Annotated in this window: 27 protein-coding genes and 4 pseudogenes; 23 read left to right on the top strand and 8 right to left on the bottom strand. The window is 69.4% G+C overall.

Features of this window, described 5'->3' with window-relative positions; translation table 11 throughout:
* Positions 1 to 52 precede the first annotated feature (52 nt).
* The 13 genes and pseudogenes from AB0D59_RS35560 (at position 53) to AB0D59_RS35500 (ending at position 7,616) form a co-directional block, all read left to right on the top strand.
* A complete protein-coding gene (locus AB0D59_RS35560; protein WP_362574538.1) occupies positions 53 to 637 on the top strand; it encodes a hypothetical protein in 585 nt (194 codons plus the stop codon).
* 1 nt (position 638) lies between these two features.
* Positions 639 to 821, top strand: a pseudogene (locus tag AB0D59_RS35555) (hypothetical protein); the annotation flags it as partial.
* Between the two features lie 115 nt (positions 822 to 936).
* A pseudogene (locus AB0D59_RS35550) lies at positions 937 to 1,203 on the top strand (DNA cytosine methyltransferase); the annotation flags it as partial.
* Positions 1,160 to 1,702, top strand: coding sequence for a hypothetical protein (locus AB0D59_RS35545; RefSeq protein WP_362574536.1), 543 nt, complete (start codon positions 1,160 to 1,162; stop codon positions 1,700 to 1,702). The pseudogene AB0D59_RS35550 and the gene AB0D59_RS35545, both read left to right, overlap by 44 nt.
* A 287-nt stretch (positions 1,703 to 1,989) precedes the next feature.
* Entirely contained in the window at positions 1,990 to 2,586 is a 597-nt protein-coding gene (locus AB0D59_RS35540; protein ID WP_362574535.1) for a DUF4913 domain-containing protein, read from the top strand.
* Positions 2,583 to 3,350 carry a glycosyl hydrolase gene (locus AB0D59_RS35535; protein WP_362574533.1) on the top strand — a complete coding sequence of 256 codons (768 nt, stop codon included), beginning with the start codon at positions 2,583 to 2,585 and terminating at the stop codon, positions 3,348 to 3,350. Before AB0D59_RS35540 ends, AB0D59_RS35535 begins: the two co-directional genes overlap by 4 nt.
* Complete coding sequence (locus AB0D59_RS35530; protein WP_362574531.1) at positions 3,347 to 3,838, top strand: hypothetical protein; 492 nt, start codon at positions 3,347 to 3,349, stop codon at positions 3,836 to 3,838. Before AB0D59_RS35535 ends, AB0D59_RS35530 begins: the two co-directional genes overlap by 4 nt.
* Positions 3,835 to 4,503: a hypothetical protein gene (locus AB0D59_RS35525; protein ID WP_362574529.1), complete on the top strand. Its 669-nt coding sequence runs from the start codon at positions 3,835 to 3,837 to the stop codon at positions 4,501 to 4,503. The genes AB0D59_RS35530 and AB0D59_RS35525 overlap by 4 nt, the downstream gene beginning before the upstream one ends.
* The gene (locus AB0D59_RS35520; RefSeq protein ID WP_362574527.1) at positions 4,500 to 4,652 is read left to right on the top strand and encodes a hypothetical protein; all 153 of its coding nucleotides are present in this window, start codon (positions 4,500 to 4,502) and stop codon (positions 4,650 to 4,652) included. The genes AB0D59_RS35525 and AB0D59_RS35520 overlap by 4 nt, the downstream gene beginning before the upstream one ends.
* Before the next feature lie 23 nt (positions 4,653 to 4,675).
* Positions 4,676 to 5,296 carry a hypothetical protein gene (locus tag AB0D59_RS35515; protein ID WP_362574525.1) on the top strand — a complete coding sequence of 207 codons (621 nt, stop codon included), beginning with the start codon at positions 4,676 to 4,678 and terminating at the stop codon, positions 5,294 to 5,296.
* A complete protein-coding gene (locus tag AB0D59_RS35510) occupies positions 5,283 to 5,990 on the top strand; it encodes a winged helix-turn-helix transcriptional regulator (protein ID WP_362574523.1) in 708 nt (235 codons plus the stop codon). Before AB0D59_RS35515 ends, AB0D59_RS35510 begins: the two co-directional genes overlap by 14 nt.
* A gap of 118 nt (positions 5,991 to 6,108) precedes the next feature.
* The gene (locus AB0D59_RS35505) at positions 6,109 to 7,056 is read left to right on the top strand and encodes a DUF317 domain-containing protein (RefSeq protein WP_362574521.1); all 948 of its coding nucleotides are present in this window, start codon (positions 6,109 to 6,111) and stop codon (positions 7,054 to 7,056) included.
* Positions 7,057 to 7,127: 71 nt separating this feature from the next.
* On the top strand, positions 7,128 to 7,616 hold the full coding sequence (locus AB0D59_RS35500) for a hypothetical protein (RefSeq protein WP_362574519.1): 489 nt from the start codon (positions 7,128 to 7,130) through the stop codon (positions 7,614 to 7,616).
* Positions 7,617 to 7,620: 4 nt separating this feature from the next.
* On the opposite strand, the gene AB0D59_RS35495 is transcribed toward AB0D59_RS35500, so the two are convergent.
* Positions 7,621 to 7,887 carry a hypothetical protein gene (locus AB0D59_RS35495; RefSeq protein ID WP_362574517.1) on the bottom strand — a complete coding sequence of 89 codons (267 nt, stop codon included), beginning with the start codon at positions 7,885 to 7,887 and terminating at the stop codon, positions 7,621 to 7,623.
* A 219-nt stretch (positions 7,888 to 8,106) separates the two neighbouring features.
* Between AB0D59_RS35495 and AB0D59_RS35490 the strand changes: the two genes are divergently transcribed.
* The 6 genes from AB0D59_RS35490 (at position 8,107) to AB0D59_RS35465 (ending at position 10,128) form a co-directional block, all read left to right on the top strand.
* The gene (locus AB0D59_RS35490) at positions 8,107 to 8,454 is read left to right on the top strand and encodes a DUF317 domain-containing protein (RefSeq protein WP_362574516.1); all 348 of its coding nucleotides are present in this window, start codon (positions 8,107 to 8,109) and stop codon (positions 8,452 to 8,454) included.
* Between the two features lie 107 nt (positions 8,455 to 8,561).
* Positions 8,562 to 8,834 carry a hypothetical protein gene (locus AB0D59_RS35485; protein WP_362574514.1) on the top strand — a complete coding sequence of 91 codons (273 nt, stop codon included), beginning with the start codon at positions 8,562 to 8,564 and terminating at the stop codon, positions 8,832 to 8,834.
* Positions 8,835 to 8,885: 51 nt separating this feature from the next.
* Positions 8,886 to 9,098 (top strand): hypothetical protein, encoded by a 213-nt coding sequence (locus AB0D59_RS35480; protein WP_362574512.1) that lies wholly within the window; start codon positions 8,886 to 8,888, stop codon positions 9,096 to 9,098.
* A gap of 92 nt (positions 9,099 to 9,190) precedes the next feature.
* A complete protein-coding gene (locus AB0D59_RS35475; RefSeq protein ID WP_362574510.1) occupies positions 9,191 to 9,520 on the top strand; it encodes an esterase in 330 nt (109 codons plus the stop codon).
* Positions 9,521 to 9,628: 108 nt separating this feature from the next.
* Positions 9,629 to 9,865, top strand: a complete 237-nt coding sequence (locus AB0D59_RS35470) for a MarR family transcriptional regulator (protein WP_362574508.1) — start codon at positions 9,629 to 9,631, stop codon at positions 9,863 to 9,865.
* A 32-nt stretch (positions 9,866 to 9,897) separates the two neighbouring features.
* Positions 9,898 to 10,128, top strand: a complete 231-nt coding sequence (locus AB0D59_RS35465; protein ID WP_362574506.1) for a hypothetical protein — start codon at positions 9,898 to 9,900, stop codon at positions 10,126 to 10,128.
* A gap of 6 nt (positions 10,129 to 10,134) precedes the next feature.
* Here AB0D59_RS35465 and AB0D59_RS35460 read toward each other — a convergent pair whose 3' ends face one another.
* From AB0D59_RS35460 to AB0D59_RS35445, 4 genes are all read right to left on the bottom strand, one after another.
* The gene (locus AB0D59_RS35460; RefSeq protein WP_362574504.1) at positions 10,135 to 11,376 is read right to left on the bottom strand and encodes a DUF6236 family protein; all 1,242 of its coding nucleotides are present in this window, start codon (positions 11,374 to 11,376) and stop codon (positions 10,135 to 10,137) included.
* A 184-nt stretch (positions 11,377 to 11,560) separates the two neighbouring features.
* Entirely contained in the window at positions 11,561 to 13,102 is a 1,542-nt protein-coding gene (locus AB0D59_RS35455) for a hypothetical protein (protein WP_362574502.1), read from the bottom strand.
* A 280-nt stretch (positions 13,103 to 13,382) separates the two neighbouring features.
* Complete coding sequence (locus AB0D59_RS35450) at positions 13,383 to 13,787, bottom strand: hypothetical protein (RefSeq protein ID WP_362574501.1); 405 nt, start codon at positions 13,785 to 13,787, stop codon at positions 13,383 to 13,385.
* 104 nt (positions 13,788 to 13,891) lie between these two features.
* Positions 13,892 to 15,550: a mobilization protein gene (locus AB0D59_RS35445; RefSeq protein WP_362574499.1), complete on the bottom strand. Its 1,659-nt coding sequence runs from the start codon at positions 15,548 to 15,550 to the stop codon at positions 13,892 to 13,894.
* Between the two features lie 375 nt (positions 15,551 to 15,925).
* Between AB0D59_RS35445 and AB0D59_RS35440 the strand changes: the two genes are divergently transcribed.
* The 3 genes and pseudogenes from AB0D59_RS35440 to AB0D59_RS35430 form a co-directional block, all read left to right on the top strand.
* Positions 15,926 to 16,630 (top strand): restriction endonuclease, encoded by a 705-nt coding sequence (locus AB0D59_RS35440; RefSeq protein WP_362574497.1) that lies wholly within the window; start codon positions 15,926 to 15,928, stop codon positions 16,628 to 16,630.
* A gap of 254 nt (positions 16,631 to 16,884) precedes the next feature.
* Complete coding sequence (locus AB0D59_RS35435; protein ID WP_261692197.1) at positions 16,885 to 17,142, top strand: hypothetical protein; 258 nt, start codon at positions 16,885 to 16,887, stop codon at positions 17,140 to 17,142.
* Positions 17,143 to 17,184: 42 nt separating this feature from the next.
* A pseudogene (locus AB0D59_RS35430) lies at positions 17,185 to 17,462 on the top strand (hypothetical protein); the annotation flags it as partial.
* Positions 17,463 to 17,660: 198 nt separating this feature from the next.
* Here the strand turns inward: AB0D59_RS35430 and AB0D59_RS35425 are convergent.
* Both AB0D59_RS35425 and AB0D59_RS35420 read right to left on the bottom strand, forming a co-directional pair.
* Complete coding sequence (locus tag AB0D59_RS35425) at positions 17,661 to 18,212, bottom strand: ATP-binding protein (protein WP_261692198.1); 552 nt, start codon at positions 18,210 to 18,212, stop codon at positions 17,661 to 17,663.
* A 308-nt stretch (positions 18,213 to 18,520) separates the two neighbouring features.
* Positions 18,521 to 18,760, bottom strand: a pseudogene (locus AB0D59_RS35420) (ISAs1 family transposase); the annotation flags it as partial.
* Positions 18,761 to 18,891: 131 nt separating this feature from the next.
* Here AB0D59_RS35420 and AB0D59_RS35415 point away from each other — a divergent pair.
* Complete coding sequence (locus tag AB0D59_RS35415) at positions 18,892 to 20,367, top strand: hypothetical protein (RefSeq protein WP_362574495.1); 1,476 nt, start codon at positions 18,892 to 18,894, stop codon at positions 20,365 to 20,367.
* A 47-nt stretch (positions 20,368 to 20,414) separates the two neighbouring features.
* Here AB0D59_RS35415 and AB0D59_RS35410 read toward each other — a convergent pair whose 3' ends face one another.
* Positions 20,415 to 21,632: an ISAs1 family transposase gene (locus AB0D59_RS35410; RefSeq protein WP_362574493.1), complete on the bottom strand. Its 1,218-nt coding sequence runs from the start codon at positions 21,630 to 21,632 to the stop codon at positions 20,415 to 20,417.
* Positions 21,633 to 21,679: the final 47 nt, after the last annotated feature.

The raw sequence follows: 21,679 nt of genomic DNA, 5'->3' as shown, positions 1-21,679 counted from the left end.
CCTCACCCACCAACCCCAGCCCATCCGACTTTCCCCACCTCTGGAACGCACCGTGGACAACACCCCCCTCTCCGACGCCCTGGCCCTGCGCGCCACGGCCTCCGCCTTCGACGCCCAGCGCGGCAAACTGCCTGTGCCCGGAGACCCCCACCGCTCACCCGATGCCTTCGCCGTCGCACGCCAGATCTCCGAACTCGGAAAGCTGATCACCGACCTGGGCGACGAGGTCCTCTTCCGTGCCGCCGACCAGGACCATGCGCCCCACACCGCTCGGGTGATCACCAGCTTCGCCGCCGCCGTCGAGCCCGCAGGCGAAGCGGCTTCCGCCCTGGGAGCCATGGCCCACCAGCTTGCCTTCCTGAACCAGACCGAGAGTCTGCGCGACCAGCCCGACGCCAGGGATACCCGGGAGGCAGCCGTACGGGTGATGGAGGACGCACTCGCCACCGCCGAAGCGGCCCTGCACGACGGGGCCAACTCCCTGCACTCCGCATCGGCAACGGTCTCTCCCCCGTCCGTTCGGCTCCAGGCTGCCCGCAGCCGGTCCACAACCGCCACGCCCGCTCCGGGGTCACCACCTCCCGACGCCACCACGGTGGTGGCGTCCTCCTCCGACCGACTCGCACGGGGCCGGTGACATGGAGACCACCACCGCGCGAGGGCCGTTGATCGGCTCGCTCTGCTCGGGGTACGGCGGTCTGGACCTCGGAGTCCAGGCCGCCCTCGGCGGCACCCTCGCCTGGCACGCCGAGATCAACCCCGACGCCGCGCGCATCCTGGCCCGGCACTGGCCCGGCGTGCCCAATCTGCAGGACATCACCGCCGTCAACTGGGCCGATGTGCCTCGGGTGTGCGTTCTGACGGCCGGTTTCCCTTGTCAAAGACGTCTCCGTCGCCGGCCGCCGGGCCGGACTCAACCCCCACACCCGCTCGGGGCTGTGGCTGCACGTCGCCCGTGCGGTCGAAGCCCTCCGCCCCTGCTTGGTGGTGATCGAGAATGTCCGAGGTCTCCTCACCTCGCCTGCCGGTTCCCCTGGCGACGTGGAATTCTGCCCGTGGTGTCTGGGAGACGACCCAACCCAGCCTCCTGTGCGGGCACTTGGTGCCGTACTCGGATCCCTGGCCGATCTCCGGTACGACGCGAGGTGGCTCGTGCTTCGTGCCTCCGACGTCGGAGCCCCCCATCGTCGCGAGCGCACCTTCCTCGCCGCCTGGCCCGCCGAGCACCCTGCTCAAGACCCCGACGAGCAACATCGGCAAGAACGGCGGCTCCCAGCATCCGTCGAAGAGGAAGAGCGGCGGCCACGGCCCGAACCTGGCCGACGAGGTGGAGTGGCTGCTGCCCACGCCGCAGGCGTCGGACGGGATCAAGGGCTCGCCGAACCAGCGGCACGGCAACGGGGACATGACGCTGCCGAGCGCGGCAGCGTCGCTGCTGCCCACCCCGAGGGCGAGCGACACCGGCACCCCGGGCCGCCGGCCGGGCAAGGGCTGGCGGCCTCCCCTGTCGGCGGTGGTCCTGCCGCTGTGGGCGGAGGCGGCCCCGGAAGCGGAGGGACCGACGGGCGATGGGGAGCGTACGCCTCCGCCATCGCCCGATGGGAGAACCTCACCCGCCCCGCGCCGCCACCCACCGACGCTGCCGGACGTCTGCGCGCCGACTTCGTGGAGTGGATGCAGGGCCTGGCTCCTGGCTGGGTGACCGCCACTCCGGGGCTCGGCCGACCGGCTCAGCTCACCGCGCTCGGCAACGGCGTGGTCCCCCAACAGGCCGCCCGAGCCGTGCAGTTGCTGGCACCGCCTTCCCCAGGCTGCCCCCGCTGCACCGCGCCGTAGCGCCCCATTACCCGGTTTCCCCGGCCGCGCCAAGTCGCGGAATCTCCGCATCCTCCTGCCCATGCCGACCTGCGAAGGGAGCACCGCCGTGACCTCCAGAAGAGCGCGCCGCACTTCGCCCCCGCCCTGCTCGCTCACTCCCTTGGATCCGCTATGTCCGACCCCAGCAAGGCCACCCCCGAGCCCGAGCCGTTCCGCGTTCCCGACGGCGATCTCGACGATCTCGCAAGCACCCTCGCCAAGACCATGGCGGAGGTACGCCAGCACGGCGTCATCCTGGACCGTCTCGGCTCCGAGCCCGACTCCACCCCTCAGCCCACCGCAGACACCTCCACCGCAGGCGCTGCCGGCGCCGACAACGCCGACGCCCCGGCCTCGGTGTTCATCCTCGCTCTGGGCGGCGAGGCGTACGCCGTCGAGCTGGCCGCGCTCAGCCACTGGGTGAACCACCTGTTCCTGCCCGTCTACGGCCGGGAGATCAGCACGACCCGCCCGTGGTGCGACCAGTGGCACGAGCACCCCGAGGCCGTTGCCCGGCTGCACGCGCTCTGGCTCGCGTGGCAGCAGCTCACTGACGCCGAGGCCGGCCTGTCCGGTCCCTCGACGTGGCACCGCGACCACCTTGACCAGGCTCTGGTTCATCTCCGTGCCCCCGACGGCCCCTTCGCCGCATGCACGACGAGCCCGACCCGGCCCAACCACCGTGTGCTGGCCACCCCGGCGCCCGAGCTGACGGGAGCCACCCGATGACCGCCAAACTCGACTTCCGCCTCGACGATCTCGAGCCTGCCGACGCCGCCTCCGAACTCGCCGAGAGCAGTCTCTGGGTCGGAGACCTGACCGTGCTGGCCGAGCACCACACCACCCCGGAGAGGTCGCACAGCTACCTCGTCGCCCACGACGGGTCGATGACCTGGGGCGTCCCCGGTGAACCACAGCTCGTTGCCATCAAGATCACGCGGGACCTACGCGAGCGCACGTTCACCTTCGAGACCGCGAACCACGCCGGTCTGGCCTTCGCCCAGAACTGGCTGATCGAGCGTGGCTGCCCGCCCGAGCGGATCGCCCAGGCCGACGGCGACTCCATGAAGCCCGCCGACGATCTCACCCTCTGGATCGAGCAGCAGATCCGGGAGTCAGGCTCTCGCTACAAGGTCCTCGACAGCTGGACCTCGGACTTCGCCCCGTGCGAGACGTGGACGTTGACCCGTGACTCTAGCGCCGCTCAGGCACCGATTCGTGTCTTCCTCGAAGAGGGGAACCACGACGCCCACACGTACACGATGCGCGAGGGCGCCTTCGCCGATGAGGCCGCCGCCCGGCACTGGCTGGAAGACCGCAGCAGTCCGCTGCCGCAGCCGCCGGATTACCGCGGTGAGGCCGCCGCCCGGCTGACCCGCGCCGCCCTCACCCGGTCAGCGGGTGCCTCCGCGATCCCGAAAGCCGACCTCGACACGGGCAACGTGCCGTCGGCAGAAACGGCCCAGCGCCCGAGCCCTGGGAGGCCGATGTGAGCCGCGCCCGCTTCGCCTTCGCCGCCCACCCGGACGCCATCGCGGACCTGCGCCAACTCCCCGACGAAATCCGCGACCTGGCGCTGCTGGAACTGCAGAACCTGGTCCACGGCAGCGACGACTGCCTGCCGCTGACCGGCCGTCTCGCGGGCTTCCGCAAGGTCTACGTCGACCCGGCCGTCTCCTACCGGATGGTCATCCAGTTCCGCTCGGCCCCGCCCACCTCGACCCACAAACGCGAGATCTACCTCGTCGCGGCCGGTGCCCGGGAGGACTACGCGGTCTACCGCACGGCCCAGCTCCGCACCAACCGCACCGGCCTCAACCGGCCCACCGACACCGACGCGGCGGCCGAGGCCCGAGTCCAGGCGGCCCGGTCCCGATCCCCCCACGCGCCGTTCGACCAGACCGCGTCCCTCCCGGCCACCGCACCGGCGGCAGCCAGCCCCACCGCGACTGCCGCCTCCCGAAAGGCCCCCATGCGATGACCGCCGACCGTACGCCCCTGGCCCGCACCGAACTGGCCGGGCTGCTCACCGACGCCGCGCAGAGCGTCTCCGGCATCCTGACGACCGAGTACCCCACCTCCGCCAGCCGCTCCTACCTGCATCCCGTCCTCGGCGCGCTGTCCGCCGGCCCCCGGGTGGTCTGCGAACTGAACGACCGGCTCGAAGAGTTCGTCGTCGAGGAGCCGCTTCCCTCCACCCCCGCCGGTCTGTTCACCCTGGCGTCCTACGCTTCCGCGCTCGGCTGGCTCACCGAGTCTCTCGCCGAGCTGACCGCCTCCGTGGACCAGATCTGCACGCGCGTCGGCATCCCCGCCGAGCCGCCAGCCCCGGCCTTCGCCGCCCCCTCGCCGGCGGAGCAGGACGACGAGTTCGACTTCGCGTTCAGCGCGCTGGAGCTGGCTGCCATCCGCACAGCCGCTGAGGCTGCCGGCCTCAGCCCCGGCGACTACGTCGAGGTGCTCTCGCGGTCCCTGCTCGCCGTCTCCCGAATCACCGACGCCTGCATGGAGATCTCCAGCGGCCTGCTCGAAGACGCCGCGTACGTCCTCGGCGAGGCAACCGATCACGTCTGGATCGGAGAGGGCCCCAACAGCCTGCCCACCCTGGTGCGCTCCCTGCTCGCCCGGATGGAGGCGGCCGAATGAACCTCCATGACATGGCGAAACGGCCCGGCGCGCACTTGGTCACCGAGGAGTTCGGCGTCGAGGACTCCTGGGCGCTGAGCGACGACCATCCACCCCGCGACCCGCGTTCCCCCGCCGACACGACCGCCAAGCCCTCCCGCTCCCGCTGAAACCCCCGGAAGGAAGACCCCCCATGTCCACCGTGATCTACACCCGCCACCTGGTCGAGCACCGGTACGGCCGCCCGCTGGAGGACCTCCGGCGCCACTACGCGCATGGCGGTTCGGGAGATCCTGTTCTGCCGATCGTGCTGCGGCGGCTCGACGGCCTGGCCACGACGAACGCCCATGCCCGTGCCGCCCGCCGCAATCTCGACGCTGCCTGGCAGCGCTGCCGCTCCGGCGAGCACGCCCTCGACGACCTCGTGCTGCGGTACGCGGCCGAAGTCGTGGACCTCGAACGCCAGGAGCAGTCGGAAGCCGAGGCGGTCTGGGACCTGCCGGACGTCCGCCTCCTGCTGGACCAGCCCGCCGCCCGCCGGCCTACGGCCGGGCGAACCGGACCCGCGCCGGGCGATGAGGACCTCATGGCCGTCCGCCGCCAGGTCGCCGCCCATCTGCCCCGGCTCAACCGCGAAGCCCTGCGCCAGGGCCTGCGCGACCGCGGCATCCACGTCAGCAACCGCCGCCTCGGCGCAGTTCTCCAGCGTCTACGCGCAGCGCGTCGAGGACGCGCTCTCCCTGATAGCGCCGAAGTGGACCACCTGGTCGGCGCAGACCCTGACCCAGCAGGGCGGCCCCATGCGCGTGCGTGACTTCGCCGCCCACCTCCCCTTCCTCAGCGAGCAGCTCGTCGGCAAGCGGCTGGCCCAGATGCACGATGACGGGCTGGTGACCCGAGCCGGTGCTCGCCACGGTGCCCCGTACCAGCTCAGCGCGTTCGGCAACTCACTGTCCTCGGTACACCGGGCGCTGTCCGACTGGTCCCACGCGCACCTGCCGCTCGGCAAGATGGCCGGTGCCGAGCGCGTCGAGGACGCCCTGCGCCGGCTGCACCTTCGCCACTCGACCGCCGTGATCCAGGTCCTCGACGCGGGCGGGCCTATGCGGTTCCTCCACATCGCCGAGGAGACCGGGCTCGACAACGGCTTCACCCGGCACCGGCTGAACCGGCTTCAGCTCGACGGCCTGGTCACTCGCACCGGACCACGCCACGGCGATCCATACGTCCTGACCGACGCCGGTCGAGCACTGAGCCCGGTCTACGCAGCCGTCGAGCACTGGAGCAACCCCGTCGCCACGCGGAGGAACTCGTCAACGCCGGTCCCGGTCGCGGCGGCCACGCGCACCCGCACCGGCATCCCGCTGGGAGCGGGCGGCATCCGGACCGCAGCGGCCCTGCGCCGGAGCGCTGCAGCGCCAAGCGCCCTCCTCAGCCATGCACCGCACCCACAACCGCGGGTGCCGACGCTCGTGACCGCCCAGTCGGCCCACTCTCAGAGCCGGTGATCGGGTGTCGCTGAGACCCAGCCGCGTTTCGCCGTTGCCACGGCGCCCCCGTGCAGTCCGGCCGTTCACTCCGCTGCGCACGGGGGCGCGTTCCCCTCCTACGCCCGGAGTCTCGACCATGAGCACCCAGCAGCCCTACGACCAGCATCCCCATCAAGAGGTACTGGTCAGCCCCACGTACTTGGCCGGCTCCAACGGGACCGGGGGCGCCGGCTTCGCCCCTGTTGGTCACTGGCCACACCACTATCTCGACGAGGGCCCCTGCCAGCTCCTCGTCACCTCGCCCGACCAGCGGATAAGGATCGGCTGGTTCGGCGACGACTTCGAGCTGTGGAAGATCACAGCCGCCGATGACGCCGTCTCCGCCCCCCGCTGGACGGCAACCTTCAACCACGTCACCCCGGCCGAGATCGTCGCCGGGCTCACCACCGCTCTGGCCCGCGACTACGCCGAAGCCGAGGCCACCGACGGCAACGGGCGCTTCTTGACGAGCCCGTCGTTGTACTGGGCCGACGCCGTCCGCCCGCTGACCGATGCCGGCTGGACCCGCGACGGGGCGGCCGAGCGCGGCACCGTCGAGATCATCGCCCCCGACGGGCAAGCAGGCGTTCTGATCGACAACCGCCTCTCTGGCCGGGACGACGAAACCGTCACGCTGTGGGCCGGCCCCCCGGGCTGGGGCACGCGCGCGGAAGCGGTCTTCACGGCCCGCACACCAACCCACCTGATCGCCGCGACGGCAGCCGCCATGGCGGACTCAGCCCCGGCGCTTCGTGAGCGGCACCAGATCAACCGCAAGGTGGAGCACCTGATCACGCTGACCCCAGCCGGCCCAGCCGCCGATCCCCAGATCTCTCGGGCTCCGACCCCACTCGACGTACGCCGCACCGCTGTCGCCCAAGCCGTCCACCGCGCCGCACGCACCCCGCAGACAGCAGCCGACCTCCGCGTGATGGCCGCTCGCAGTCGCACCGCGACTCCGGCACAGAGTCGGTCGAGCAACCTCGCACACGCAGCCGTGGCCAAGCCGCTGGCCAGCCCGTCGACCCCACGGCACAGCCGCTGACTCCCGCCCCCGGATTCTCCGGGACATCACCTCTGACTGAAGCAGCACCTCCGAATACCGGGAGTTCCGTCATGACCGACGCCACCGCACTCGACCAGGCCACAGCCATGATCGAGAAGGCCTGGGGCCGCCCCATCGACGTGCTGGAGACCCTCGCGGTCCGCCGCCCCGTCGAAGACCCGCTCCTGCGCTCGGCGATGCATATCCGTTCGAGCCTCGTCGTCTCAAACAACGCGGTCGCCGTCCACCAGGACCGCTTGCACGCCCTCACCCGGCCCGGCCATGTGCCGGCCTTCTACGACCAGGAGCGGATCACCAGCTCGGCGGTGGACCTGCGGGTCGCGCAGGCCGAGAGCCGCACGGCCCTGCAGGCGATCAGCCACGTGATCGAGGCCCGCGACGCCGCCGTGACCGCGGACCGTGCACCGGCACTCCGCCTGGCCCAGGCCGCTGTCGCCCGCTCCGCGCACGCACCGCGCGACCTGGGCCAACCACCGGACCAGCCCGCCCCGTCGACCGCTGTCGGCGCGACAGTGGCCGTGACCGGGCCCCGACGGTAACCGGTCAGTCCGCGTCTTCGTTGCGATGGGCCTCCCCGAACCGGGAGCCCACCGCGCGGGCCAGCTCCGCCAACGTCAGCTCGACGCGCCGCCCGTCCGCGATCCGGCGCTCCACCACGGCTTCCCCGTCACGCCGCATCTCGGCCTGGGTGTTCACGGCCCACTGCCCGTCGGCCACCATCGCGATGTCGCCCACCGTCCACGGCCGCCCGGCGCTGCGGATCTTGCGCTCCAGCCCGGCACCGCCCCAGTGTCTGCTCGGCTCCGCCACGCCTGCTGCCCCTTCGGCTCTGTGCGGCCCTGCGCCGCAACCGACTTACGACAACCGGCCGCGCCGATCCATTCCCCGGCCCGCCGGTCTTTCGTCCCCGGAGGCCACTTCGCCCACGGCAGACAGCACCTTCCCGGAAACGACTACGTACTTCGGCACACCGCATGTCAACGTACGAGTGTCGGAAAAACCGCAGGTCAACGAAGGGACCGTCCACTCTTGAACGCCTCCAGCACCCTCCTGCCCGCTGTCGTCCGCCCCGCCGTCGAGGAACGCGCCTGGCTCTCCAGCGACCACTGCGCGGGCCCAGTGCTCGAACTGCTCGGCGCACTCGGCTGGGCAATCGTCGACACCCCGGAGGCCAACGTGCACTGCACCAGCCCGGACGGCCGCGTCTACGTCGGCTGGCTCCCCGAGGACACCGCCGCCTGGAAGCGCGGCATCGTCTGGCAGGTCCGAGTCATCCCCGCCGACGCCGAGCCCTGGATCCAGGAGTTCGGCCCCTACACCCCCTCCGAGGCCGTGGCCGGTTTCCTCGCCGCGCTCATCGCCAACCCCAGCCGCTGAAACGCTCGGCAGCCGGTCTCCCTCCAGTCCGCCGCACGCACTGCCCCGCCGCCGGTCGGCTCACATGCCGGGCCGACCGGCCCCGACCAAATCGAGAGGAACACCCCTTGACCCACCGCGCGCCGCTGACCAGCCACCACGCCGACGGCACCGACTGCCCAGCCGAGCACAAGCACACCACCTCCGGCAAGCCGCTCCACCCCGACTGCCCCGGCCGCGCCTACACCCAGGCCATCTGCTCGTGCGGCGACTGGCAGATGAAGAACCCCGGCAAGGGCTACGTCAACGAGTCCCGCAGGCGGCACCTCGCCAACCACCCCAAGCCGGACCCGACCGGCCCGAAGGTCTTGCGCGACCTGCTCCGCCTCGACGCCCGCTGACGCTCCACCACCACACTGATTCACCAGCCCATCTCACTCTCGGAGGTTCCCGTGCCCCACTACCTGACCGTCGGCCACCTACTCCGTCAACTTCAGAACCTCGACCCCGACCTGCCGATCCGCCTGGCCGTCAACCCCGACTGGCCCTTCGCGCACTACCTCGGCACCGACGTCGTCGTGGGCGACGGCATGGCGTTCATCGCCGAGGACGGCCAGGAGGGCTACCTCCCGGCAGCTGTCCGCAACGCCCTCGCCTGGGCCTGACCCGCCGTACCGACCCGGTCCAGGAGGCCCCGATCTCACCGCGACCCCACCCCTTCGCCGCCCGCCCGCTGCACGCCCTCGCCGTGCGGCCCATGCCGTCGGGAGCGCGCGGCGCACTGGTCCAGCGCGTCTCCACCCTCCCGGAGGGACCGCTCGACGTCTCCTGGCTCCCGGCGGGCACCCCCGGACTCCCGCTCGGCCGTATCCGCCTGCACTGGGAGCCCGCCTCCCGCGCGGGCTGGGACGTAACCGCCCACCTCGGCCTAACCACCACCGAGGTCCTCCTCGCCTCCTGGCCCGCCGCCCCCGACAACTGGCCGCGCCTGGTCCGCCCCACCATCCACGAGGTGACCGGCCTGTGCGCCGCCCTCGCGGTCGCCACCGTCGCCCTGGACATATCTAACCGCCTCGCCGAGGTCTGACCGCAACCGCAGAAGGCCGCCCCGCGCCGACCGGCAGGGGCGGTCTTGCCGTACGCCCGCCCATCCGGATCTTGCGTACGCTCATCACCGACGAACGAGGAGGACACGATGGCCGACGACCAGCAGCTCTGGGGATATCCGGAGGTCGCCGCCCACCTGGGCATCAGCGTCCGGGCCGCCCGCAGCCGCAAGAGCCGGGGCAGTCTGCCGGAGCCCGACGACACCAGCGTTCCGGACCGGCCCCGCTGGAGGCCCTCCACCTTCCAAGGCTGGCAGCCGGTCGGCCGAGGGTTCCGCAGCGACCTGCACGGCACCGGCCAGCACGACAGCACCGCATCCGGCTGACCGGCGGTCGGCCCCGCCCGTAGTCTGCGGCCATGGCGACCGACTCACCGATGCCGTCCCCGCTGTACCCGGCACCCGACAGCGCCGTGCTCCGGCTGATTGTCGGCAACGCCATCGCATCGGTCCGCAACGGCGAAGCCTCGGTGGAGGAGGCGATCCACCACGCGCACGTCCACGGCTGGTACGCCCACGTCCAGGGCGAGGACGACTGCCCCGGCTGCGACTTACGCGGCCAGCTTCCCAAGCACAGCAACCGCGGCTGAGCGCGGCTAGATTCCGGAGCCCGCAGCTCGGCCAAGCGTTCGCGCGACTCGCCGCACCAGGGTGGTCGGCTTCAGGTTCCGTTCCACCCTGAGCAAGTAGCTGACCGGAGAGCCACCGAGCTGAGCATCGCGTGCCTCCGCCGTGGCTTGGCGCAGGGTCGCGGCGGCGACCGCGAGACTTCCAGCGGCGATCGGCACGTTGCCTGCCCAGCCGCTCGCCGCAGCGGCAAGGGCGGGCAGTTCGAACTTGTAGTTCAGCGCGCTGTAGAAGGTTTTGAGGTTGAGGCCGCTCATTGCCTTGCGCAGCTCCTCAAGCGGCAGCGCGATGCTCTCGTCGAACTTCAGTCGAAGGTAATGCTCGAACGCCGCGCGGTCTTCGATGCCGGCCACATGCTCTCGCAGGTCCGTCGCAGCTTTGTCGACCGCTTGGGTGAAGGCATTGAATTCCGCTCGGTGGTCCTTCCGCAGTTGGATGATCTTCGCCACCGGCACCGAGCGCAGGCCGTCCGGGAGGACGCACTCCACGGCCATCAGCCCGAGTCGTGTTGACTGGTCAGAGCTTGCCGGTCGGGGCGGCTCGCCCAGCATGGCGGCAGCGATCCGGTCGCTGTCCCAGCCGTCCGTGGCGCTGTGGGCCGCGACCTGGTCCGTGATCGGCGCGTACCGCGTACGGCGGGCCAACTCCTGGGTGAGCACACACTTATAGATCCAGGCCAGGACCGGGTCCATAGCCAGCCACGTCACGTCCGTGAATCTGGCAACGCGCGACCGCATGGCTGGCACAGCGAGACCTGCACCGCGAAGGACGTCCGCAAGCTGTGGGTCTACCTCATGCGGGTACAGGCCGGCGAGGGGGCGTTCGTCACGCGGAAGCGTTCGCACGTCGTCAGATGAGGTCGGCTCCGCGTTGACGATGCGCTGTCCCATCATCAACGGCTCAGGCCGGTTCCCCCGATGCGCGTGGAAAGTTCGGGTGTCGGCAGTTGCCAGAAACCGTTGCCTCAGTTCGGCGCCGTGGTCCTCGACAGCCTTCAGGAAGGCTGGAGCGACAGCGGCTGCGGCTTCCCTGGGGTCCACGTCGGTGACGAAGTCCAGCTCGTCGCGCAGGGCCTTGACCAGGTCCGGGTCGGTTACAGGAAACCCGCGCGGGACGACCCGGGCAAGGCCCGGCCAGTAGAGGGCGGCGGCCTTGATCCACTGCTCATTACGGAAGTGCACGTACGGGTAGTAGAGGCCGATTCGCTGCACTGCTGCCCTTTCGCCGCGTCCTGTCGGCCTCGCCGGATGCGTCCGGGGGCCGACAGCATGCTACGCAAGCAGTGTGCGCCCTGGCGCATGGAACTGAGCGTGCTTTCTATACGGACGAATCTCGCCAATTCCGGGCCGGCCTTATTCCTCTGCGGGAACGCAGACCCCGCGCCACGTGTGTGGCTCACCCTCCCATCCACTGCGGATCATTCCGCACATCGTCGAGGAAGCGGGGAAGCGTGACTTTGATATTGAGGAAGAACTCGGGACGGTTCGCCGGATTCTCGCCTGCGGCAGCTGAGAGTGTTGCGGCGCTGGTACTTCCCAGCCACATGCCTGCCGCCAGATCGGTCAGGTAGTGCTCCAGACTCACGGCGGCATGGCGTACGTCGCTGTGCCCGACGGTAAACAAGGAATCGCGACCGGAGCGGGCAGCACCAACAGCAGCCAGGAACTTAGCCGGTACGACGTAGACATCACCGCTGCCGGGAATGAGCCAGTACGTCGCCGTCGAACTGAGCTCTAGCAGGGTGTCGAGCTGCAGGCGGTTGATCTTCCAGGAATCACTACGTGAGGCGCTGGGAATAAGGGCGTTGGCCTTCTTGACCTGCACCAGGTCACCGATCCTCGTGGTCAGCCGACCGGGGACCGTGACCTCGAGGACGATACCGATGTCCGCTCCGGTCGCCTTCTCCGCGTTCTTGGTCTCCTGGCGACTCGCCAGCGCTACCTCTGGAGAGTCGGGATCCGTCCACTGCCCTGCCTTCGATCCGGCGGCGAACCGTTGCCCGAGCTTCTCCAGCAGGCGGGCAGTGAGCGCTTCCTCGTCCTGCGCGCCGGATCGGGACACAAAGTCCATGAAGTCCTTGACCGCGCCCGCCACCGCTCCGCGTGTCAGATCCTCCAGACCGGTGCTGGCGAGCCACGTCGACGACGGAGCGTCGAGAGGCCTCGGGAAGACATGGCGCCGAGCGTCCATGGAGCCGCCCAGCGCGTCGATCAGCTTCTGCTCGATGGGGCCGCTGCCGTCGGCGATGGCCTGGATTCCTTCGGCCCGCCGCCGGACTTCTGGTACCGCGCTTCGTGTATTCGCCTTGACAGCCGCTCGCACTGACCGGTGCTGCTCGGCCAGGGCCAGTGTGAGGAAGACATCGAGACCGTCCAGGTGACGGGCAAGGGCGAGGAGCCAGGGGAGCGACCTGGACCACAGCGTGGGGCGGCGACTCACGGACTTTTCCACTCTGGCTCGGAGCCCCGCAGCCTCCACGGGGTAGCGCTCCACGCTGAACAGCGTCAGATCGCGCCACAGATCCACCAGCGCACGTTCAGTGTGCGGCGCCAGCCACCTCATCACCTTGCCGGCCTGGCCGCCTTCGAGATCCTGGTTGAGTTCGATCAGGCTCGCAGCAATGCCGCCGGCTATCGCGGCCGGCACCGGCAAGGCCTCGGCGACTCGGGCGGGGCTCTTGAGACGAGCCATCCACTCCACCAGGCCCGGGGTCGACGGGTACATGCGGCCGCCTGTGACCCAGCTACCGATCGTCAACCGCAGCAGGTGCTGCTCGACCAAGGAGCCATGCTCGTCTACCAGCCCTTCAAGGCCGCATGCCGTCGCAAATTCATCGGCCGCAGGAGGACGAGTACGCAGTACGTCCAAACAGCATCGGGGGCAGTTGGGGTCCTGGCGGCGGTAGCGGTAGTCGTCACGATGGGGGATGTGGTCCACCGGGCGACAGTACGCGGCGCGGTCAACATCCCACCGTGAAGTGGCCGGATCAACACGGGACCTGGCTTCATACGTAACGGACGGCGGGCAGTCCGGCAGTCGGCACCGCCATGGGAGCACGCCCGACACGTTGATGCCGTTTGGTCGGCTTGTCCGCCGATTCCCGCCAGCTCGGTTCGTATTCGGTGGGTGGACCGCTCGACTCGATCCACTCGGATGCGCCCCAGACCGGCTCAGCGTGCGGAGCTGGCCGCTGTCGTACCGGAGATAATTCCGCTCACTACTCCAGGTACGAGCCGGCGAAGGCGCCGTCGAAGCCGAGTGCGATCAGGCCCTGCTCGACGCTGGGGTAGGTCGTCCCGTCCGGGATGGCGATCATGGCGTCGAAGTCGGCACGGCTGATCTCGGGCTCGAGCCACTGGTTGCTGCAGCGGCAGCGGACCCAGACATTGCGGCCGTGGTTGATGAGCAGCCAGTCGCGCCGGGCCCGGCAGGCCGAGCACATCACGGGGATCCCGCGCAGGGACAGCTCCGGCGGGTGGCTGAGGCAGCGCGTTGCGCCGGTTCCGCTGGGCGGCTGTGTCTCGTACTGGAGTTGCGGCAGCGGATCGCTTCCGGCCGGGGCGGCGGGCAGGACGAGGGTCGGCTCTACGCGGTGGTCGGTGGTTCTGAGCACGAGCGTCATCTCCCGGTCGAGGCCTTCTCTTCATCCGTAACAGCCGGTGGAGCCGGTTGTCCATGGGTTTCGCGCAGTCCGGCAGGCCGGTGGCAGGCCTGCCGGACTTCTGGTCAGCGGCGCGGCGGGCGGCTACGCGGGTCCGGTGCGGCGGGCCTCGGCGAGGCCGGGGGGGCGGCCCGGACGCCGGTCCGGTTGGCCGGAGGCTGGGCGCGACCGGTGCTGGCCTGCGGGCTTCGAGTGGCTCCGCCAGGGTGGGCGGGGAGCTGGGCAAGACGGCGCAGTCGCCAGACCAGGACGTCATTCACGTCCTCGGCTGTGTCGAGTTCGCGCATGGCGATGGCCTTCTGCAGGAGGGCCTTGGGGTCGTGGCCTGCCTGCTCGGCCTGGGCCAGGGTGGCGGCCAAGGCGTCGCTCTTCGTGCTCGTGCCGGGTCGGGTGCGGTTCTCGGGCAGGGCGGCGCGGATGGTGGTCTCGTAGGCGCGGCGCTGAGCTTCGGGCAAGGCTCGGCCCTGGTCGCGCAGGGCCTGCATGGGTGCGGCAGCGGCCTGGCGGTAGGCGGCGCGAAGGTGCTCGGCGGCCTGCCGGGAGGCTTCGGCCTGCTGGGCGTGACCGCGTGCGGAGTGCCAACGGGCGGCGGCCAACGCCACCAGGACCAGAGTGGAGACGAGCATGGCGGTGGTGCCGCCATCTTCTCCTCGGCCGAGCGCGCCGCCGGCCTGGATGATGCCCCGGGCCGCCGAGCGGATCGCCCGGGTGTCGGCGCGTTCGGCTCGGACGTGGCTGCGGGTGGCTCGTTCGAAGGAGCGAGCAGCGGCGCCAAGTTCGGCGCGGGTGGCGGCCGGAGAGGTCTGGGCGACCGCGTCCAGGAGTTCGCCCACTCCTACGAGTTGGGCTGCGGCATCGTCGTCGTCGCTGTCCAGGAGGATCGCGGCGCGCTCGGCGACCCCTGTGGCGGTGCGTCGCCCCCGTGCTGGTGGCGACCAGTCCGATGGGCCGCTGTCGGCCTCCCGCATCATGACCGCGTCGGGAGTTCCGTCGGCAAGGCGGCGCTGGATCTTCGGATAGGAAAGGTCGGGGGCCAGGGTCGAGCCCGCGAACCAGACCGGCTCGCGGTCACGGTTGCGGTCCCCGGGCAGCGCGACCGTGTAGCCGAGGACGTCACCGGAGGGGGCGTGCCGGAGCTTGACGCGCAGGCCCGCCTCACGAAGGCGGGTGAAAAACTCGGCTTCGCTGGCGGCCCCGGCAACGGCCTGGCGGACGGCCTCGCGCAGCATTTCGCGCGGTGTCTCGGGTCGGCCGACCCGCTCCGCCTTGAAGCGCTCGGCGCTGGTGGGCGTCTTGGCTCCGGTGCCGTCGCCGGGCTTGAGCCGGCGCAGGCCCATCTCCTGTTCGATGCGGCGGCATTCGGCCTGGGCCTTCTTGAAGTCGTAGTTCATCCTCGGGCGGCGCAGATCGCCTCGGACCATGGTGGCCACGATGTGGATGTGGTCGTCCGCGTGGCGCACCGCGACCCAGCGACAGCCGTCGGGATCGCCTTCGGGGGCGAGGTTGACGGCGTGGACCAGGCGGCGAGCGACGGTGTTCCACTCGGCGTCGGTCAGGGTCCGGTCGCCGGGGTCGGTACGGACCGAGCAGTGCCAGACGTGCTCAGCCGGGGCCTTGGGGCCTGCCTGCTTGACCCGCATGTCCAGGGCGGCGGCGAGCCGGGCGAGGGTGACCTTGGGGTCGGGGTCGGGGCTGGTGTCGCGGCCGGGGAGTCCAGCGCCCATGGCCCCATTCTGCCTACGGCCAGGCCGAGTTGAGGCGCAGCCAGAGGCGAGACCAGGTGGAACTGACCGAACCAGCCCATGTGCGACAGTTGGGCTGGATTCAGCCGGGATGAACTGGCCTCACGTCAAGGGGTGGAGCGCAGAAACCCACGGACAGATTGTCCGGTCGCGCTCACTACTCAGCGGCATCAAGGCGTCGCGCTCAGTTGCCGATCGGGGTCGAGGGCCACTCCTTCTCCACCGCGCACGAGCACATCCAGTTGCCCGGCGAGCTGAATACCGCACCACTCAACGCTGGCCAGAAACGCCTACTTGGCAATGCCATCACGCGCTTCCACACTGCCCACCAGATTCACCACAGGGGAAGGGGATCCAATGCCCAAGCGGAAGGTGCGCCGCACGAAGGCGCGACGGCAGCGAGAACTACGCCAACGGGCAGGTATAGCGGCGGCCGGTATCGCGGCCGTGCTCTTCGTCCTGTGGCAGTCGCCGTGGCTCCTGCTGGGCATCGCCGGAGCAGGGACTGTGGGCATCGCCGCCTGGCTTCTATGGAAGGCCCACAAACGAGAGCGCGCCGGCGACCGCACGTGGCGTGAACAGGACCGGCGCATGGAACTGGAACGCTCCATGACCACCATCGACGCCATGACCTGGCAGGACTTCGAACACTACGTGGCCGAGTTGTGCCGCCGAGACGGCTGCACCAACGTCGCTGTGGTCGGCGGCTCGGGGGACCTTGCCGCAGACATCCTCGGTAACATGCCCGACGGGCGGCGCTTGGTCGTACAGGCCAAGCACTACGCGCCCCACCGCACGGTGCCCAGCGGCGACATGCAGAAGTTTGTCGGCATGGCCTTCAACGAACACCACGCGGACGTCGCCCTGTTCGTTGCCATCTGCGAGTACGGAAAAGCCGCACGAGACCTCGCGATCAAACACCAAATCGTGGCTCTGAACCGCAACTTGTTCGGCTCCTGGAATAGCGGAGCACCACTGGAATCGCTCCTGTCCTTGAGTGGGACCGGCGGCGGAGTGCCCCGCCGACGCTCGGCAAGAAGGCGCCCGGAAAAGGCTTCCTGATCTCTCCACGGGTGTCTGCAGCCTCCGCTGTCTGTTGTGTGGAGATCGCCCGCGAGGTGGTGGCGCCCGCCGGGTGGATCGGCAGGGACGGAGACCAGAACTGGTGGCGCCGGGGACCGCAATTCCCTAACGCTGACGCAATGCCCAACACGATCACCCCGCGCCTTCAGTACAGCTCCACAGCCGTACGCCCGCGCTGAGCCGACCTGCCACGGGACGTCCGTCGGCTTGTCTCCCGACGCCTGGGCGGCGCGGTGGGCGCCGGGCCGAGGGCCGGAAGCGGGTTCACCAGCGGCTTCGCCGCCGTGCTCCATGGCGCCAACGGGCCCGAGTTCGTCAAGGCAGTCAACGCCAAGGGCAACGCTGTGATCGCCGACTGCTACCAGCAAGAGGCATTGATCAACCACGCATTGCCGACCGTGATGAGGATCCCGCGCCTGTGGCGGGCCGCCATGTACCAGGCACTGGCTGGCAGCTCCTGGTACATCGACGGTGGCTACGCCTTGGAGTAATCGTCGGCATGCATCGTGGGTCAGGGGACAGGTAGCCAGGCGATGCTGAAGGGGAGTTCCGTGACGCCTGAGCCATCTGCGACTGTTACAGATCTTCGCGTCCAACCGGTCCATTACCTGCTGGACCGTGTGGGGGCGACGACTTGAGGTACTCCTGGACCGCGAGACGACAGTCTGCAAGCGCCGCTCCTGCGGAGCATGGACTAATCGCGATACGTGGGTGCGGATTGAACGGCGCGAACTCAACAGGATCGACAGTCAGAGCTGGAACGGCACCGAGTGCGACCGCCCTGAGCGGGATGGCAAAGCTCGCCTGGCACTCGGGCACGGTGCGGCGGGGGACAGACGGCACGCAGCGTGGAGAGTCGACTCTCTCTGTCATACCTTGAAGGAGGTAAAGCTTGTCAACGTCATACGACGTTCACTGGGCAATGATCACAAGGGGCTGCCCTTCGGAAATCGGCGGGTGAGGCAACGACCTCAGCGTGCCCCGGCTGCTGCGGCTTGGTCTACGTCACTCAGGCCGCTTGATGCTCAATTCGTGGATGTACGTCGGCTATCAGCACAGGTTCCGCGACACCCGGCTGGGCGACGCCGGCACAGGTGACGATCGCCCTCTCAGCAGACACGTCACCCTGCAAGGACACCAGAGTTGCGGTGTGCTTCGCTGAGATGGGGATTGCCAGTTCGAACCAAGTGTTCTTCCCCGCTGCGCAGGGATGCGATCCCCACTCTGTTGCCAATGCGGCGACAAGGAAGAGGCCGCGCCCATGCTCGTCCGTGGACAACGCCTCGGACGAAGCCACCAAGGCGGGGTCAACATCAGTGACTTCCACGCGGAGCCGCTCTCCAGTCCACCGTACGCACACCACGCACGCGGCCTTCGTGTGCGTGACCGAGTTCGCGACCAGTTCCCCGGTGAGCAACTTCAAGTCGTGGATCAGTTCCTCGCCCAGATCCAGCCCAAGACGCCGAGCACGGTCCGCGACGCGGTCCCGTGCTGCCGACACCGCCTCGACCAGAGGCGGGACGGTGAACGCGTAGGGCGATTCTTCGAGCGGGCGCGACATGGATGGAACCTCTCGACGGGCAGGAGCCAGGGCAGCAGCGCGATCTCCCATAAATGAACGGATCGCTCGCCGACCTCGCCGGGCAGCCCCACAGGGCAACCGGGAGATCCGGTAAATGCCCGGCAAGTGGCGGATGACCACCATGGACCACAGGCCGCCGACGCCCTATCCCTCTGGTGATATCACCGTCGCGATGTCAATGAGACTGCGCCAGCCACTCGCCCAGGGCCGCGACGGGTGCAGTTCCTTTCCGGGGAAGCTCGTGATCAGGCCAGGGCTCCGTCGTTCTCGCGATCGGTGAGGAATGATCACGTGAGTCCGAGGGCGGCCGGTGGCCGGGTCATGTCCCGCCCGTGATGACGCAGGCCCGCGGCGATGTTGTTCCACCCGGTCAGGCGGAGCGCGCCGATGGCCAGGTTCCGCAGTGAGGCCATCGCCCGCGGCGCACCGGCCGTGCGTACTTGCGAGGCGTCCTCTCCGAACGTCACGTCCCTGACGTGGTGCTCACGATTCTCGATAGCCCAGTGCCCGCGAACGCGTTCCGCAAGGTCACCGGACTCGACGAGACCGACGCCGACTCTTGAAGACTGGGGGGCTGACCTGGGATTTCATCGGTCTGCCGGGCACGGGAGGTGTGTCGCTTCCAGGACGGTCGTTCCGGCACAGTCACCCTGAGTTCGTGAGCAACCACCCTCTCATCGTCGTGGAGGCCCCGGACGCACGGGGGTTGCGGGCCGTGCGCGTGCGAGGAGAGACCGTCGGTCGGGTCTGGTCGGCGCGCGGGCTGAGACGCCTTCTCCGGCGGGCGGGCCTGCCTCCGGACGACCTTGATGTCGACGCCCCCGGCCGGGTCCACTGGGAGGCGGATAAGTCCTCCTGGCCCGACTGTCCATGGCGAAGACGCGCCGCCGGCGCCTTGATGGCGCTGGGCCTCCTGGTCTCGGCCGCGGTCCTCTTCCATGTGGGCACTACGGACGCGTTCAACGCCCTGGCGTACGGCGGTCGCGTCGTGGGCGTCGCCTTCATCGCCGCGGCGCTGGCCGAAGCGGTCGCAGCGCTGGCCGTGTGCGACTACTGGGGCAAGAGGGCTATCCGATACTCGGGCCCGGTCGTCCTGGCGGGCGTCGGCACCGTGCTGGTCACGGATCTGCTGTTCCTGATCACACAGATCCAGGGCCGGGATTACACCCCGCTCCTCGGGCTGTGGATCGGCCTGGTGCTTTGGGCGGTCTGGGCCCTGTGGACTCTGACACGGCAGAAGGTGTGGCAGGCGATCCAGCATCCCAGGGGCATCGCACTGAGCGTCGTGGTGTCCGGAGTCATCGGGCTGGTGAGCCTGACCTATTCACAGATGTACGTCCCATACTCCACTCCCGTGAAAATCCCGTTCAGCATCTCGTTCGGCGAATCCACCCTCAGTGCGGACGGCACGGCGCTTCACGTTCCGGCACATGTGGAGTTCCGCAACACCGGTTCGGTGAGGGTCTATGTCGTCGGCACCATGTGGACGGTCCTAGGGTGGCCGACTCAATACTCGGAAAAGGGCATCGGGGAGAGCGATTGGAAGTGGGAGACGTTGAATTACGACCGAACATTCAAGCACGTAAAGTATGGGGACTCGCACATGTTGGGCACCGGGAAGTTCGCCGACCCGGGCAGTCGGCTTGACCCGGGGATGGACTTCTCGCACGACTTCGTCATCGATGTGCCGCTGCGATCCGGGCTCGGTCGCGTCGAGATCGACGCGACCGCCTCCTTCGTCCGAGCCGACCGAGGCAAACTGGGAAACAGCTATGCGAGTTCGCGTGAAGTCTCCTGGGACTCGGAAACCTGGAGGCATCTCCGGGATGCCCCAGACTGGCTCACACAGAAAGGAGACGATTTCTATCGCTTCCACTCCAAGATTTACCACAGCAGCGAGATGCTGAACCTGACGCACTCCACGGACTATGCGACGGGCTGGTGGGTGTTTCCGAAAGGGGGATTCGACGTAGCCAAGGGAGATACCAATCCCTGGCTGGACGTTTCCATTTCCCGAGACCCGGAAGGTAAGGAAACACTGAGCGATTCAGAGCAGGAACCCTACGGAATGACCACAGAAAAACAATCGACTGAACGCACAGTCGATCAGCTCCTTCGGGCCGCGAAGAAGTAGCGCTCCGCGGCCCAGGGCTCGTCGTCCTCGCGATCGGTGAGGAATGATCACGTGAGTCCGAGGGCGGCCGGTGGCCGGGTCATGTCCCGCCCGTGATGACGCAGGCCCGCGGCGATGTTGTTCCACCCGGTCAGGCGGAGCGCGCCGATGGCCAGGTTCCGCAGTGAGGCCATCGCCCGCGGCGCACCGGCCGTGCGTACTTGCGAGGCGTCCTCTCCGAACGTCACGTCCCTGACGTGGTGCTCACGATTCTCGATAGCCCAGTGCCCGCGAACGCGTTCCGCAAGGTCAGCAGCGTTCGCCTGGTACACCGTCAGGCTCGTGAGCGCGTAGACGCGTTCAATCGAAACCCTCCCGGTGCGCAGGGAGCGTCGTCGGCGGACAATCTGCAGGGCCTGGTCGGCGTACGGGAACGGCAGTCCCGGCACGGTGGCGGCCTTGAGCCGGCGGATCTCGTCGCGGCCGTGCGCGGTGGCCCGGGTGCGGTCCAGCAGCGGAACCTCCTTCCATGGCAGGTCCTTCACCGGCGTGTGCAGGCTCGGGTGGTTGCCCTTGAGCACGGCGATGTAGTGCGCTCTCTTCTCCTCGACCAGGAACTTTGCGTGGTCGGTCTGGGTCAGCAGCGCGTCGAAGGTCACCACCGCGCCGGTCAGGTCCAGCGGGTCCAGCAGTGGCCGGAATGCGGTGATCTCGTTGCTCTTGGCGTCGACCTCGCGCTGGGCCAGCACGATGCCGTCGTCGCGCAGAGCCGAGATCAGGTGGACGCAGCGGCCGTCGGAGCGGATCGCGCCGCGCAGAGACTTGCCGTCCACTGCAACGGCTGCCCGTACCGGGCGGGTCGGCGGGTGTCCCTCCTGGCCGGCGGCGCGGGAGGCGGCGGCACGAGCGGTGAGCCAGCCGCCGATCGCCGCGTCGAACGCGTCGCCGTCGATGCGCTGCAGTACTCGGCGCACGGTCGCCTCGCTGGGCGCCCGGCAGGGCCGGTCCGGATCACGCAGCGCGGCCCCGCAGCAGAACAACAGCCGGTCAGAAGCATCGGCGGCCCACTCAGCGATTGCAGTGAGGGACTTCGCTCCGGCCAGGACCGCGCAGGCGGCCACAGCCAGAACGTACGGCAGCGGGTGACGGCGGCCCCGGCGGCGGCGCGGGTCGGGCAGGCAGGACAGCCGAGCCAGCAGATCGGGTAGCTCGTCGGGGCAGGCCGGATCACAGCCCGCGAGTTGACCCAGCCCGGCGGGAATGGGTGACGGTGGAGCAGCAGGCACGGTCTTCCGTTGTGGTGATCAGCGAACTCGATAGTCCATGATCACCG

The sequence above is a fragment of the Streptomyces sp. NPDC048417 genome (assembly GCF_040651615.1).
GTDB lineage: Bacteria > Actinomycetota > Actinomycetes > Streptomycetales > Streptomycetaceae > Streptomyces.
This window is presented reverse-complemented; position numbering and strand designations above follow the sequence as displayed.

What these genes read in the sequence shown, in the direction of transcription:
- AB0D59_RS35540 (WP_362574535.1), top strand. Translation starts at nt 1,990, where the DNA reads ATGTCCGACCCCAGCAAGGCCACCCCCGAGCCCGAGCCGTTCCGCGTT.
- AB0D59_RS35535 (WP_362574533.1), top strand. Translation starts at nt 2,583, where the DNA reads ATGACCGCCAAACTCGACTTCCGCCTCGACGATCTCGAGCCTGCCGAC.
- AB0D59_RS35525 (WP_362574529.1), top strand. Translation starts at nt 3,835, where the DNA reads ATGACCGCCGACCGTACGCCCCTGGCCCGCACCGAACTGGCCGGGCTG.
- AB0D59_RS35520 (WP_362574527.1), top strand. Translation starts at nt 4,500, where the DNA reads ATGAACCTCCATGACATGGCGAAACGGCCCGGCGCGCACTTGGTCACC.
- AB0D59_RS35515 (WP_362574525.1), top strand. Translation starts at nt 4,676, where the DNA reads ATGTCCACCGTGATCTACACCCGCCACCTGGTCGAGCACCGGTACGGC.
- AB0D59_RS35510 (WP_362574523.1), top strand. Translation starts at nt 5,283, where the DNA reads ATGCGCGTGCGTGACTTCGCCGCCCACCTCCCCTTCCTCAGCGAGCAG.
- AB0D59_RS35505 (WP_362574521.1), top strand. Translation starts at nt 6,109, where the DNA reads ATGAGCACCCAGCAGCCCTACGACCAGCATCCCCATCAAGAGGTACTG.
- AB0D59_RS35500 (WP_362574519.1), top strand. Translation starts at nt 7,128, where the DNA reads ATGACCGACGCCACCGCACTCGACCAGGCCACAGCCATGATCGAGAAG.
- AB0D59_RS35475 (WP_362574510.1), top strand. Translation starts at nt 9,191, where the DNA reads ATGCCGTCGGGAGCGCGCGGCGCACTGGTCCAGCGCGTCTCCACCCTC.
- AB0D59_RS35470 (WP_362574508.1), top strand. Translation starts at nt 9,629, where the DNA reads ATGGCCGACGACCAGCAGCTCTGGGGATATCCGGAGGTCGCCGCCCAC.
- AB0D59_RS35465 (WP_362574506.1), top strand. Translation starts at nt 9,898, where the DNA reads ATGGCGACCGACTCACCGATGCCGTCCCCGCTGTACCCGGCACCCGAC.
- AB0D59_RS35450 (WP_362574501.1), bottom strand. Translation starts at nt 13,787, where the DNA reads ATGACGCTCGTGCTCAGAACCACCGACCACCGCGTAGAGCCGACCCTC.
- AB0D59_RS35445 (WP_362574499.1), bottom strand. Translation starts at nt 15,550, where the DNA reads ATGGGCGCTGGACTCCCCGGCCGCGACACCAGCCCCGACCCCGACCCC.
- AB0D59_RS35440 (WP_362574497.1), top strand. Translation starts at nt 15,926, where the DNA reads ATGCCCAAGCGGAAGGTGCGCCGCACGAAGGCGCGACGGCAGCGAGAA.
- AB0D59_RS35425 (WP_261692198.1), bottom strand. Translation starts at nt 18,212, where the DNA reads ATGTCGCGCCCGCTCGAAGAATCGCCCTACGCGTTCACCGTCCCGCCT.